Genomic DNA, 12,951 nt, shown 5'->3' on the forward strand with positions numbered 1-12,951 from the left:
GTTAGCCGGAGTGCATCTGTGGACCTGCAAACCTATCGCGCTGCTCCCTTCGTCCCAGTGCTGGCCTGATGAGGTGGCTGCGTTGGCTGTTGCCGCTCGCCTTGCTCATCGGGCCACCTTTTGCTGTGTGGAAGCAATTGCTTAACGTGCCACCGGCATGGAACCCCTGGGCGCCCCTCAACGTGCAAGACCCGCCCAACCCATTGACCCGTTACAAGCTGGGGCGTGTGCGGGACGACCCCGCGTTGTGCGCACAAGTGCTGGCCACGGCCAATTTGACCTACCGCCGCCAAGCCGACAGCCCGGCGTCTGCTCGCTGCCCGCTGACGGACGTATTACGTGTGCAAGGAGGCAGCGTGCGTTTGAGCAGTAGCTTTCTTGCCAGTTGCCCGTTGGCGGTGGCGTTCGCGTTATTTGAACGGCATACCCTACAGCCCGCCGCCCAGGCGGTGTATGGGCAGCCCGTGAGCCAGGTCGACCACTTGGGTAGCTTTGCCTGCCGTAATGTCTACAACCGCAGCAGCGGGCGGCTTAGCCAGCACGCCAGCGCCAATGCGCTGGATATCGCGGGTTTTCGCCTGGGCGATGGCCGGCGCATCAGCGTATTGCGCGATTGGCCAGGGGAGGGGGATAACGCGCGGTTCCTGCGTCAGGTGCGTGATGGCGCGTGCGAGAGCTTCAATGCAGTGCTGGGGCCCGAGTACAATGCTGCCCACCGTAACCATTTTCATTTGGACATGGGCCGTTGGGGCGTATGTCGTTAGGCGGCCAGGCGAAGGTTCTGCAGGACGATTGGGCGTGCCCAACCGTTGTCGAAGTCCAGTTGCTTCTGTTGCTCGACCAGGGTCGGGCCGTCGTAAGGCTTGGCCGGCTTGTCGAGTAAGTCCAGTTCGAACTCGGCGATGGGCAGGCGCAGGGGGCGCGGTTGTGGGGCGGGGCCAGGTTCGTGAGTTTGGCCAGCATTCAGAACGATGGGGCGCAACCAGCCATTTTCGAAGTCGAGGCCTTTCTGCTGGGCGAGCAATTCGTCGGCGGAAAAGGGCGGGGCGGCTTTGTCCAGCAGGTCCAGCTCGAATTCGGCGATGGGCAGAAACAAAGGCTCGGGTGGCTTGATTTCGGTTTCGGTGACGTTGCACAGGCGTTGCGAGTGAATATGTGCCAGCAAGTCGCTGCCAAAGGTAGGCTCGCCCTCGCTGCTCACTGGCAGCGCCGGTGCCGCCTCGGCCGGCTGTTCGCCCAGTTGGTCCGCCATTGCCTGGGCGAAGAAGTCTTGCCACAACTGGCTTACGCCGCTCAGCGCTTGGGTGTTACGCAGAGCGTAATCACCGACTGGCGAAATGTAATCTAGCGAGGCGTATTGAAGGTTCGACATGGCACTCGAAACACCTGGGCTCTGGCAAAATGCCTGGACATAAGCCTTATCGGCGGCAATGGCCGATCGTTTAGTTTTTTCATACAGGATTTATTCGGTGCAGCAGCTAGCAGGTGTTCGTATTCAGGTGCAGGCGCAAACTGCCGCACTGCAATCCCAGGCCGAGGCGTGGGCGCAGCGCCTTGGCCTGCCATTACAGGTGGGCGCTGCCGAGTTCGAGTTGCAGGTCACCGAGCACGGGCTGCAATTGCAACAGCTAGGCCCGCAGGCCCCGGGGGCGGTGCGGGTGGACTTCGTCGAAGGGGCGGTGGCCCATCGGCGCCTGTTTGGCGGCGGCAGTGGGCAGATGATCGCCAAGGCCGTGGGCGTGCAGCCCGGCGTGCGCCCGCAGGTGCTGGATGCCACGGCCGGATTGGGTAAGGATGCCTTTGTGTTGGCCAGTTTGGGCTGCGAGATGGGCCTGATCGAGCGCCAGCCGATCATTGCGGCGTTGCTCGCCGATGGGTTGGCCAGGGCTGAGGGCGACCCTGAGGTCGGCCAGATCGTGGCGCGGATGCGTTTGTACAACGGCAATGCCATTGAGGTCATGGGCACCTGGGCTGACGCGCCGCCTCAGGTGATCTACCTGGACCCCATGTTTCCCCATCGAGAGAAGAGTGCATTGGTCAAAAAGGAAATGCGCCTGTTTCGCCCATTGGTCGGTGATGACCTGGACGCGCCGGCGTTATTGGCCCAGGCCCTGGCATTGGCCACTCACCGGGTGGTGGTCAAACGCCCGCGTAAGGCGCCGATTATCGAGGGGGTCAAGCCAAGCCATAGCCTGGAGGGTAAATCGAGTCGCTACGATATTTACCCGAAAAAAGCGCTGAAGGGCTGATAACGCAGAAGGGATCGGGGCCAAGCGGAGCGCCGCCCGGCCCCTCCTACGGTTCAGCCGATTGTAGGAGGGGGCCGGGCGGCGCTCCGCTTGGCCCCGATCTTTTGACCTTAAAGAATGCTCAACGGGTAGCTAACGATCACTCGGTTCTCGTCGAACTGGTTGCTGTTGTAGTCACGGCGGATCGACGAGTTACGCAGGCGCAGGCTCAGGCTTTTCAGGGTGCCGCTCTGGATGACATAAGCCAGTTCGGTCTCGCGTACCCATTCCTTGCCATCGGTGACCGCGCCGACATGCACATTGCTGCCGCTGATGTAGCGGTTCATCAGGGTCAGGCCTGGCACGCCCCAGGTGGTGAAGTTGAGGTCATGGCGTAACTGCCAGGACTTCTCCTCAGCGTTGTCGAAGCTGGAGTTGTAAGAGTCGTTAGCCAGTGTGCCACCGCTGGTGCCGTTGACTCGCATCCAGGCGTTGTCGCCGGTGAGTTTTTGCAGGCCGACATAAAAGGTCTGGCTGCCGTACTTGGCCGACAACAGTGCTGAATAGGTATTGTTGTCCAAGTCACCCGCCAGGGCGCTGCCGTCTTCCTTACCGTGGAAATAGCCCAGGTTGGCGCCCAGCGTCCAGTCGCCGATGGGCTGACTGTGCAGCACTTGTACGTACTGCTGCTTGTAGATGTCTTCAAGCTGCGCGTTCCACACGCCGATCATCGTGCGCTTGTCGTTAAAGGTGTATTCACCACCGACAAAGTTAAAGCGGTCAGACGTGATCCCACCGCGGCCCTGCATGAACATGTCTTCCATGCTGGCGTCGTTGCGCGGGCTGTTGCCCTGGAACTGACCGCCGTAGAGCGTCACCCCGGCAATATCCTGGGAGGTGATCTGGCCGCCCTGGAAGGTCTGCGGCAGGGAACGGCCGTCATCGGAGCGCAGGATCGGCAACACCGGCATCCATTCGCCGACTTTGAGTTCGGTACGCGAAATTTTTGCCTTGAGGGCTACGCCCAGGCGACCAAAGTTGTCGGCTGGTTTGCCATCGGAGTGGATCGGCAGTAACTGGGTGCCGCCGGTACCGCCGCCGCCGTCGAGCTTCTGCGAATAGAGGCCCAATACATCCACGCCCACGCCGATGAAGCCCTGGGTAAACCCTGAGCGAGCGTCAAGAATGAAGTTTTGCGTCCACTCTTCGGCTTTACCCTGGGCGTTGGCCGGGTCGACGAAGTTGCGGTTGATGTAAAAGTTGCGCAGGTTCAGCGAAACCTTGGCGTCTTCGACAAAGCCTGACTCAGCCGCGAAGATCGGTAGGGTGCTGCTGCCAACGGCAACGGCAATGAACTGCGAGAGCATCCGAGGGGTACGGCGAGGAAAGTCGTGCATGCGAGAGACCTGTTTTTTATTGGTTTTTTTTTAGTCAAAGCCTGTGTCCGAAAACACCTTGTTACATTCAGGCTGAGGTTGGCGTTGTTAACCAAACGGTTCAATATGCCTTTTTAAAAAACGGGCGATAAACGAACACTAACTGGTTGGTCCATTGTAGTGGAGTTTTACTGCCCAAGAAAAAGCCCGCCATGGGGCGGGCTTCATTTTTCAGACTAGAGGCTAGCCCTGAGGCGCCGTTTTGCCGGCCTGAGCCTGGCCGGTGCGCTCATACCAGCCACCGCCCAGGGCTTTGTATAAATTGACTTCGCTGGTCAGTTGCGACAGACGGTCGGTAATTTGCGACTGCTGGGCACTGAACAGGGAGCGCTGGGCGTCGAGGAAGGTCAGGTTGCTGTCCACCCCAATACGGTAACGCCGCTCAGCCAAACGGTAGTAGTCCTGATTGGCCTGCACGCTGTCACGCTGGGCCTGCAGTTGGTCGACGTAGGTCTTGCGTGCGGCTAGCCCGTCGGAGACTTCCTGGAAGGCGGTTTGAATAGCCTTTTCGTAGTTCGCGACGTTGATGTCTTTCTGGATTTTCGAGTAATCCAGGCTAGCCCGCAGGTTACCGGCGTTGAAAATCGGCAGGCTGATGCTGGGGGTAAACAGCCAGCTACCGGAGCCGGCGTTGAACAGGCCCGAGAGGTCGGAACTGGACGTACCAGCGTTAGCGGTGAGCGTAATGCTGGGGAAGAACGCCGCCCGAGCGGCACCAATGTTGGCGTTGGAGGCCTTGAGGGCGTGTTCGGCCTCCAGGATGTCCGGGCGCCGGGTCAGCAGGTCGGAGGGCAAGCCGGCAGGCAGGCTGGCCAGCAGTTCTGCATCCAGTGGTTGCGGTTTGGCCAGGTTGTCAGGCAGGCCAGTGCCCAGTAGCAAGACCAGGTTGTTCTGGTCCTGGGCCACTTGGCGCTGATAGGTGGCCAGGCTGACCCGGGCGCTTTCCACTGAGGTGCGTGCCTGGGCCAGGTCGAGGGCCGAAGACACTCCCACTTCAGCGCTGCGCGACGTCAGCTTGAGGCTCTGTTCGAACGTTTGCAGGGTGTCTTGGGTGAGTTTGAGCAGCGCTTGGTCGGCCTGCCAAGTGAAGTAAGCGTTGGCCACGCTGGCCACCAGGCTGATCTGCGTCGAACGGCGCGCCTCTTCACTGGACAAGTAGGTTTCCAGTGCTTGCTCGCTAAGGCTACGAACTCGGCCGAACAGGTCCAGTTCATAGGAACTGACCCCCAGGGTTGCCGAGTACTGACTGGAGATATTGGTCCGCCCGGTTTGCGAGAGGTCGGCCGGGGTGCGCTGGCGGGTGCCGCTGGCGTCGGCCGAAATCGCCGGGAACAGGTCGGCCCGCTGGATGCGGTACTGCGCCCGGTAGGCTTCGATGTTCAGCGCTGCGACCCGCAGGTCGCGGTTGTTTTCCAGGGACGCTTGGATCAACTGCTGCAAGGCCGGGTCATTGAAAAAGTGCCGCCAGCCCTGTTCGGCTGCGGCGATGTCGGCCGCTTGGGCCGGATTGTACGCCGGCCCTTGCGGGTACTGCGCCGCGACCGGCGCAGCGGGTTGCTGGTAGTCGGGGATCAGCGAGCAACCGCCCAGCACAAAGGCGGCAACGGCGAGTGACAACAGGGACTTGGTCATTGCCCAGCCTCTTCATGTGGGGTTTCGGTTTCTTTGTTCTTGCCTTTGAACATTGACGAAACAAGGACGAAGAACAAAGGCACCCAGAATATCGCCAGGACGGTGGCGGTGATCATACCGCCGATCACGCCGGTACCAATGGCGTGCTGGCTGCCCGAGCCGGCGCCAGTAGAGATCGCCAGGGGCACTACGCCCAGGATGAACGCCATGGAGGTCATGATGATGGGGCGCAGACGCATGCGGCAGGCCTCGATCGCCGAGTCCATGATGCTCTTGCCCTGCTCATGCAGCTCTTTGGCGAACTCGACGATCAGAATGGCGTTTTTCGCCGCCAGGCCGATGGTGGTTAACAGCCCCACCTGGAAGAACACGTCGTTGTTCAAACCGCGCAAGCTGGTGGCCAGCAGCGCCCCGATCACACCCAGCGGCACCACCAAGATGACCGCGATTGGAATCGACCAGCTCTCATAGAGTGCCGCCAGGCAGAGGAACACCACCAGGATCGACAAGGCATACAAAGCCGGTGCCTGCGAACCAGACAAGCGCTCTTCGAATGACAGACCGGTGAACGAATAACCAATACCTTCCGGCAGCTTTTTGATCAGCGCTTCTACTTCAGCCATGGCGTCACCCGAGCTATAGCCCGGTGCCGGCGTACCGAGGATCTCCATGGCCGCCACGCCGTTATAGCGCGACAGCTTGGGCGAACCGTAGGTCCACTCGCCGCGGGCGATGGCCGACAGCGGCACCATGGTGCCGGCGTCGTTACGCACGAACCATTTGTTCAGGTCTTCCGGGGTCATGCGGCTGGCGGCTTCACCCTGTACGTAAACCTTCTTCACTCGACCACGGTCGATGAAGTCGTTCACGTAGCTGCCGCCCAAGGCGATGGACAGGGTCTGGTTGATATTGGACAGGGTGATGCCCAGCGCACTGGCTTTCTCGTCGTCGACGATCAACTGGTATTGCGGCTCGTCGTTCAGCCCGTTCGGGCGTACCCCGGCGAGGATCTTGCTCTGCGCCGCCATACCGAGGAACTGGTTACGCGCTTCGAGCAGTTTTTCGTGACCGACGCCACCCTGGTCCTGCAGGTAGAAGTCAAAGCCTGTGGCGTTACCCAGCTCCAGCACCGACGGTGGCACTACGGCGAAGGCCACCGCATCACGGAAGCTGGCGAAGTGCGCCTGGGCGCGTTGGGCGATGTTCGCCACGGCATTATCGGCGTCGCGTTCGTCCCAAGGCTTGAGCATCACGAAGGCTAGGCCCGAGCTCTGGCCACGGCCGGCGAAGTTGAAGCCGTTGACCGTGAACACCGACTTGACCCCCTTGCCTTCGCCATGTTCGGCGTCAAGCAGGTAAGCGCGGGCGTCATCAAGGACCTTCTGCGTACGTTCAGCGGATGAACCGGAAGGGGTCTGCACCTGAACGAAAATTACTCCTTGGTCTTCGGCCGGCAGGAAGTCGCTGGGAATGCGTGTGAACAGCCAGACCATACCTGCCACGATCACCAGGTAAACGATGATCGAGGGGACTTTGTGCTTGATCATGTTGCCCACACCGCGCTCGTAGCTCACCACGGTGCGGTCGAACGAACGGTTGAACCAGCCGAAGAAGCCACGTTTGGGCTGGCCGTGCTTCGCCGGGTCAATGGGCTTGAGCATAGTGGCGCAAAGGGCCGGGGTGAAGATCAGCGCAACCAGTACCGACAAGGCCATGGCCGAGACGATGGTGATCGAGAACTGCTTGTAGATCACCCCGGTGGAACCACCGAAAAACGCCATCGGCAAGAGTACTGCCGAGAGCACCAGGGCAATACCCACCAGCGCGCCCTGAATCTGCCCCATGGACTTTTTCGTGGCTTCCTTGGGCGATAGATGCTCTTCGGCCATGACCCGTTCGACGTTCTCCACCACCACGATGGCGTCGTCCACCAATAGGCCGATGGCCAGGATCATGCCGAACATGGTCAGGGTGTTGATGGTAAAGCCGAAGGCGGCCAGGATGCCGAACGTACCCAGCAAGACCACCGGCACGGTCATCGTGGTGATGACGGTGGCGCGGAAATTCTGCAGGAACAGGTACATCACCAGGAACACCAGCACGATGGCTTCGCCCAGGGTATGCACTACGCCGGAGATCGACTCGGTCACCACTGGGGTGGTGTCGTACGGGTACACCACTTTCATGCCCGGCGGGAAGAAAGGCTCGAGGTTGGTCACGGTCTCGCGGATCGCCTTGGCGGTGTCCAGGGCGTTGGCGCCGGAGGCCAGTTTGATCGCCATACCGGAGGCGGGGTTACCATTGAACTGAGCATCGACGCTGTAGTTCTGCCCACCCAGAGCGATCCGCGCAACGTCGCGCAGCCGTACCTGGGAGCCATCGCTGTTGACCTTGAGCAGAATGTTGCCGAACTGCTCGGCGGTCTGCAGGCGGGTTTTGCCGATGATGGTGGCGTTCAACTGAGTGCCTGGCAGCGCAGGCAAACCACCCAACTGGCCGGTTGCGATCTGTACGTTTTGCGCGCTAACGGCGGTACTGACATCCACTGGGGTCAGTTGAAAGTTGTTCAGCTTGGCGGGGTCGAGCCAGATGCGCATGGCGTACTGCGAACCGAACACCTGGAAGTCACCGACCCCAGCGGTCCGCGAGATCGGGTCCTGAATGTTTGAGACGATGTAGTTAGACAAGTCGTCCTTGGTCATGCTGCCGTCTTCGGACACCAGACCGATCACCATCAGGAAGTTCTTCACCGACTTGGTCACGCGCAGGCCCTGGGACTGCACTTCCTGCGGCAGCAACGGGGTGGCCAGGTTGAGCTTGTTTTGCACCTGAACTTGCGCGATGTCAGGGTTAGTACCCTGGTTGAAGGTTACAGTAATGGTCATGCTGCCGTCGGAGTTGCTGTCTGACGACACGTAACGCAGGTTATCGATACCGTTGAGCTGCTGCTCGATGATCTGCACCACGGTGTCCTGCACGGTCTGTGCGGAAGCACCTGGGTAGGTGACCTGGATATCGATAGCGGTGGGCGCAATGGCCGGGTATTGGTTGATCGGCAGCTTGAGGATCGACAAGCAGCCCACCAGCATGATCACCAGGGCGATAACCCAGGCGAAAATGGGGCGGTCGATAAAGAACTTCGACATGAATTACTCCCCTTTGCCATTGGCGGCAGGGCTGGCGCCCTCGGCGCCGGCAGGTTTGGCGTTGCTCGCCTCCTTGACCTGCACCTCGGCACCCGGCTTAACGAACTGCAGGCCTTCGGTAATCACCCGATCGCCGGCCCCCAAACCTTTCTCGATCAACCAGTAGCTGCCGCTGGTGCGGTTAGCCACCAGTTCACGCAACTCGACTTTGTTGTCTTTGTTCACCACCAAGGCGGTCGGCGTGCCTTTCAGGTCACGGGTAACGCCTTGCTGTGGGGCCAGAATGGCCGAGCTGTTGACCCCGGCTTGCAATTGCGCGTGGACGAACATCCCGGGCATCAGGGTGTGGTTGGGGTTGGCGAACACGGCGCGCAAGGTCACCGAGCCCGTTGCTTCGTCTACGGACACTTCGGAAAATTCCAGCTTACCGGCCTGGGGGTACTCGCTGCCGTCTTCGAGGGTCAGCTTGACGGCCGCCGCGTTGTTACCGGCTTTCTGCAACTTGCCGCTTTCCAGGTCGCGGCGCAGGCGCAGCATGTCTGCCGAAGACTGGGTGACGTCGACGTAGATCGGGTCGAGCTGCTGGATGGTCGCCATGGCGCTGGTCTGGCCATTGGTAACCAAGGCGCCCTCGGTCATCAGCGAGCGGCCAATGCGCCCGGAAATCGGCGCCAGCACCTTGGTGTAGCGCAGGTTGATCTGGGCGCTCTTGACCGAGGCTTCATTTTGCAGCTGGGTCGAGCGGGCGTTGTCGTATTCCTGGCGGCTCACCGCCTGCTCGTCGATCAGTTGCTTGTAACGGTCGGTCAGGGATTTGGCCGATTGCAGGCTGGCCTGGGCGCTGGCCAGGGTTGCCTCATAGACCGAGGGGTCGATCTGGTAGAGCTGCTGCCCCGCCTTGACGTCCGCGCCTTCAGTGAACAGGCGCTTGAGGATGATGCCGTCGACCTGGGGACGCACTTCCGCTACCCGGTACGCGGTGGTGCGCCCTGGCAGTTCGGTGGTCAAGGTGTAGGGTTGCGGTTGCAGGGTGACCACGCCGACTTCAGGTTTGGGCGGCGCTGCGGGCGCCGCTTCTTCCTTCTTACAGCCGCTGAGCAAAGTTGCCAGGGCGACGGCGGATACCAAGGCGGTAACAGCTGGCTTGAATTGCATGAAGATCCTCGGGGGCGTGGGCGCGCAAGACGCTCAAGAAGAATAGGTGGACGAATAGCTCGACTAGATTTGTAGCTTGCTAAGGAATATACTTACATTCATGGTTGTTTGTAAATAGGAAGAGGGACTGTTTCCCCCCGTATGCAGGCACCCCGAAACGTCCGGGCCAAGGCAACAACAAAAGCGTCGCCCGGCTCGAGCCTGAAGTCTGATTATCAGCTTCGGGTTCCTCCTAATGAGGTTGTACTGCCATGGTTCGTCGTACCAAAGAGGAAGCTCAGGAAACCCGCAACCAGATTCTGGAGGCCGCCGAGCGGGCGTTTCATGAGCGCGGCGTTGCACGCACGACGCTGGCAGATATTGCAGCGATGGCGGGCGTGACCCGCGGGGCTATCTATTGGCACTTTAATAACAAAGCTGAACTACTCCACGAAATGCTGGAAACCTTGGGCGAGCCCCTGGAGGAACTGGCCCGCGTCAGCGATAACGAAGACGAAATTGACCCGCTAGGCTGTATGCGTCGTCTACTGGTTAAAGTGTTTCAAGAAATTGCCAGCAACCCAAGAACGCGTCGTCTCAACGAAATTGTGTTTCATAAGTGCGAGTTCACCAATGACATTGCCGACTTCCGCATGCAGCGAGAAGCGGCCAATTCTGACTGCAATGTGCGCCTCGCCAAAGCCTTGACCAACGCCGTTAAAAAAGGCCAGTTACCCGAAGACCTCGACGCGCCTCGCGCTGCCATCGCTCACCATGCCTATGTGGAAGGTATTATCCGCCAGTGGTTGTTGGCCCCCGAGAGCTTTGACATTTATCAAGACGCCGAGCGCCTCACCGAGGCTAGCCTTGACATGCTGCGCTTGAGCCCGGCCTTGCGCAAATGATTCAAAATGTAAGGTTGTGTCACACCGCCATGGCGGGCGAAGATTCAGCTTGCCTCCCGACGCGTCGATAGTCAGCGAGTAGGCAGTATTTTCAGCTTCGATTAAGAGCCTATTAATGACCGCGCAAAAAAATCTGCTGAACGGTTCCGCGCAACCTCTTCGGGGGATCGCGCTGATCTGCCTGGCCGTGTTGTTGTTCGCCAGTCACGATGCCTTGGCCAAATACCTCTCGGGTTTTTATGCGATCGTCATGGTGGTCTGGGCGCGCTACGTGGTGCACACGCTGCTCATGTTGGTGATTTTCGTACCGCGTACCGGCCTTTCAGCGGTGGTGCGTACCAAGCGGCCAGGTTTGCAATTGGTGCGTGCCTTGTGCCTGATCGCCACCAGCGTGTTTTTCACCACGGGGTTGCGCTACATCCCGCTGGCGGAAGCGACTGCGGTTAACTTTCTGGCGCCTTTACTGGTGACGGCGCTGTCGGTGCCGTTGTTGAAAGAGACGGTCACGCGGGCGCAGTGGCTGGCCGTACTGGCCGGCTTTGTCGGTGTATTGATTGTGGTTCGCCCGGGCGGAGCGCTGTTCACGCCGGCGATTATCCTGCCTTTGTGCTCGGCCTTCTTTTTCGGTCTGTACCAATTGATTACCCGCAAGCTGGCGGAAGTCGACAGCCCGACCACCAGCAATTTTCTTTCCGGCATTTTTAACAGCTTGATCATGACCGCGCTGGTGCCTTTTTTCTGGAGCATGCCGAGTTGGGATCACGCGCTGTTCATGATCGGCCTGGGCACCTGTGGCATGTTGGGCCACATGCTGCTCACCGAGGCATTCCGCCATGCGGCGCCAGCCATGCTGGCGCCGTTCAGTTATGGGCAGATTATCTTCGCCGGCCTTTACGGCTATTTGATCTTTGACCACACCCCCGATATCTATGGCGTAGTGGGGATTATCGTGATCTGCATCAGCGGCCTGGCGGTGGCTTTCGCCCAGCGCCGCCGCTGATCAGGCCGGCGCCGGTTCACGGCCGCGCAGGCTGTGGTTCGGCATGCTCAGCGCTGCCGCCAACCCCAGCAACGAAATCGCTGCACTGACCAGCAACAGGTTGCGGAAGGTGGTCAACAACTCGCCCCGCAACGCCTCACGGGCAGCCCCTTCGGCGGCGTTCAGGCTGTCGAGCAGCAAGTTGCCAGATGCCCCCTCGTTGACTAATGCTCCCCCCACATGGCCCAGGCTGGAATGTTGCAGCATCGCCAGCAGCAACGCCGACATGCAGGCCACCCCCACCGCGCCGCCCAACGAGCGAAACAGGTTGGTGGTGCTGGTGACTACGCCCATCTGATGTTGCGGCGCCGAGTTCTGTGCGCCAACCAGTGACGTCGGAAATTGCAGCCCTGAGGCGATGCCGGTCAGCACCATGAATACAGCGCTGAGCCAGAACGCTTGGGGTGGGCTAAGGGCCATACCGATGATTGCGACAGGCATCAGCAGCGCCCCGCTGACGATGATCGGCTTGTAGCGACCGGTCTGTGAGGTGCGCCGGCCACCGAAGAAGGCGCCCAGGGGTAAGCCCATGGCCAAGGGCAGCAGGTGCAGGGCGGCGCTGTCGGCCCCGGCGCCGGTGACCGTCTGAAAGCGCAGTGGCATCAATACCGTCAGGGAAATCGCCTGGAAGCTGGTGAAAAATATCGTACACCAGCACAGCACGGCTGGGCGGTTGGCGAACAGATGCATAGGCAACAACGGTTCTCTGAAACGCCGCTCGTGCCAGACAAATATACTTAACCCCAGCAGCCCAACCAGTAACAGGCTGACCACCTCGGCGCTGCTCCAGGCATGGCCCTGGCCCACTTGGGTGATGGCCAACAGCAGGGAGGTCAGGCCGATAATCAGCAGTAGCGTACCCAAGTAGTCGATCACCGGTTTACGCTGCGGCGTCACTAGCCCGGCCAAGGTCCGGCGGATATACCACCACGCCGCCAGACCCAGGGGCAGGTTGATCAAAAACACCCAACGCCACGACCAGTATTCGGTCATGTAGCCACCCAGCACCGGCCCGGTGACGCTGGCCAGGGCATACATGCTGCTGAAATAACCCTGATAGCGCCCACGTTCTCGAGGCGGCACGACATCGCCGATGATTGCCTGGCTGACCGAGATCATGCCGCCTGCGCCAATACCCTGGATGACCCGCGCCAGCACCAGTTGCTCCATGCTTTGCGCAAGGCCGCAGAACAATGAAGCGGCGGTAAACAGCCCCACGCCCACCAGGATCATCGAACGGCGGCCAAACAGGTCGCCAAGCTTGCCGTAAATCGGCACCGCGACAGTCATGGCCACCATGTAGCCGGAGATCACCCAGGCCAGCAGTTCGACGTCGTGGAATTGGGCGGAGATGGCCGGCATCGACACCGCGACGATGGTTTGGTCAAGGGCTCCGAGAAAGATGGCCAGCATCAGCGCGGTCAGCACGCT

General features: G+C 60.4%; 10 protein-coding genes. 4 read left to right on the top strand and 6 right to left on the bottom strand.

What is annotated here, in order from left to right:
- Positions 1 to 68: 68 nt before the first annotated feature.
- Positions 69 to 764, top strand: a complete 696-nt coding sequence (locus tag QCL65_RS05670; RefSeq protein ID WP_407315314.1) for an extensin family protein — start codon at positions 69 to 71, stop codon at positions 762 to 764.
- On the opposite strand, the gene QCL65_RS05675 is transcribed toward QCL65_RS05670, so the two are convergent.
- Positions 761 to 1,372 (bottom strand): energy transducer TonB, encoded by a 612-nt coding sequence (locus tag QCL65_RS05675; protein WP_407315315.1) that lies wholly within the window; start codon positions 1,370 to 1,372, stop codon positions 761 to 763. The genes QCL65_RS05670 and QCL65_RS05675 overlap by 4 nt on opposite strands.
- Before the next feature lie 97 nt (positions 1,373 to 1,469).
- Between QCL65_RS05675 and QCL65_RS05680 the strand changes: the two genes are divergently transcribed.
- Positions 1,470 to 2,249, top strand: coding sequence for a class I SAM-dependent methyltransferase (locus QCL65_RS05680; RefSeq protein ID WP_407315316.1), 780 nt, complete (start codon positions 1,470 to 1,472; stop codon positions 2,247 to 2,249).
- Positions 2,250 to 2,359: 110 nt separating this feature from the next.
- On the opposite strand, the gene QCL65_RS05685 is transcribed toward QCL65_RS05680, so the two are convergent.
- From QCL65_RS05685 to QCL65_RS05700, 4 genes are all read right to left on the bottom strand, one after another.
- A complete protein-coding gene (locus tag QCL65_RS05685; protein WP_407316681.1) occupies positions 2,360 to 3,595 on the bottom strand; it encodes an OprD family porin in 1,236 nt (411 codons plus the stop codon).
- A gap of 252 nt (positions 3,596 to 3,847) precedes the next feature.
- A complete protein-coding gene (locus QCL65_RS05690) occupies positions 3,848 to 5,296 on the bottom strand; it encodes an AdeC/AdeK/OprM family multidrug efflux complex outer membrane factor (RefSeq protein ID WP_407315317.1) in 1,449 nt (482 codons plus the stop codon).
- On the bottom strand, positions 5,293 to 8,442 hold the full coding sequence (locus QCL65_RS05695; protein ID WP_407315319.1) for an efflux RND transporter permease subunit: 3,150 nt from the start codon (positions 8,440 to 8,442) through the stop codon (positions 5,293 to 5,295). The genes QCL65_RS05690 and QCL65_RS05695 overlap by 4 nt, the downstream gene beginning before the upstream one ends.
- Before the next feature lie 3 nt (positions 8,443 to 8,445).
- On the bottom strand, positions 8,446 to 9,597 hold the full coding sequence (locus QCL65_RS05700; protein WP_407315320.1) for an efflux RND transporter periplasmic adaptor subunit: 1,152 nt from the start codon (positions 9,595 to 9,597) through the stop codon (positions 8,446 to 8,448).
- 251 nt (positions 9,598 to 9,848) lie between these two features.
- Here QCL65_RS05700 and QCL65_RS05705 point away from each other — a divergent pair, with 251 nt between their 5' ends.
- Positions 9,849 to 10,481, top strand: a complete 633-nt coding sequence (locus QCL65_RS05705; protein WP_407315321.1) for a TetR family transcriptional regulator — start codon at positions 9,849 to 9,851, stop codon at positions 10,479 to 10,481.
- Between the two features lie 115 nt (positions 10,482 to 10,596).
- Complete coding sequence (locus tag QCL65_RS05710) at positions 10,597 to 11,481, top strand: DMT family transporter (protein WP_407315322.1); 885 nt, start codon at positions 10,597 to 10,599, stop codon at positions 11,479 to 11,481.
- On the opposite strand, the gene QCL65_RS05715 is transcribed toward QCL65_RS05710, so the two are convergent.
- Positions 11,482 to 12,933, bottom strand: a complete 1,452-nt coding sequence (locus QCL65_RS05715) for an MDR family MFS transporter (RefSeq protein ID WP_407316683.1) — start codon at positions 12,931 to 12,933, stop codon at positions 11,482 to 11,484.
- Between the last annotated feature and the right edge of the window lie 18 nt (positions 12,934 to 12,951).

Origin of the sequence: Pseudomonas sp. nanlin1, assembly GCF_045571515.1 — a bacterium.
GTDB lineage: Bacteria > Pseudomonadota > Gammaproteobacteria > Pseudomonadales > Pseudomonadaceae > Aquipseudomonas.

Excerpts from the sequence above, each read along its gene's own strand:
- QCL65_RS05670 (WP_407315314.1), top strand. The coding sequence starts at position 69 with ATGAGGTGGCTGCGTTGGCTGTTGCCGCTCGCCTTGCTCATCGGGCCA.
- QCL65_RS05675 (WP_407315315.1), bottom strand. The coding sequence starts at position 1,372 with ATGTCGAACCTTCAATACGCCTCGCTAGATTACATTTCGCCAGTCGGT.
- QCL65_RS05685 (WP_407316681.1), bottom strand. The coding sequence starts at position 3,595 with ATGCTCTCGCAGTTCATTGCCGTTGCCGTTGGCAGCAGCACCCTACCG.
- QCL65_RS05690 (WP_407315317.1), bottom strand. The coding sequence starts at position 5,296 with ATGACCAAGTCCCTGTTGTCACTCGCCGTTGCCGCCTTTGTGCTGGGC.
- QCL65_RS05695 (WP_407315319.1), bottom strand. The coding sequence starts at position 8,442 with ATGTCGAAGTTCTTTATCGACCGCCCCATTTTCGCCTGGGTTATCGCC.
- QCL65_RS05700 (WP_407315320.1), bottom strand. The coding sequence starts at position 9,597 with ATGCAATTCAAGCCAGCTGTTACCGCCTTGGTATCCGCCGTCGCCCTG.
- QCL65_RS05705 (WP_407315321.1), top strand. The coding sequence starts at position 9,849 with ATGGTTCGTCGTACCAAAGAGGAAGCTCAGGAAACCCGCAACCAGATT.
- QCL65_RS05710 (WP_407315322.1), top strand. The coding sequence starts at position 10,597 with ATGACCGCGCAAAAAAATCTGCTGAACGGTTCCGCGCAACCTCTTCGG.
- QCL65_RS05715 (WP_407316683.1), bottom strand. The coding sequence starts at position 12,933 with ATGCTGGCCATCTTTCTCGGAGCCCTTGACCAAACCATCGTCGCGGTG.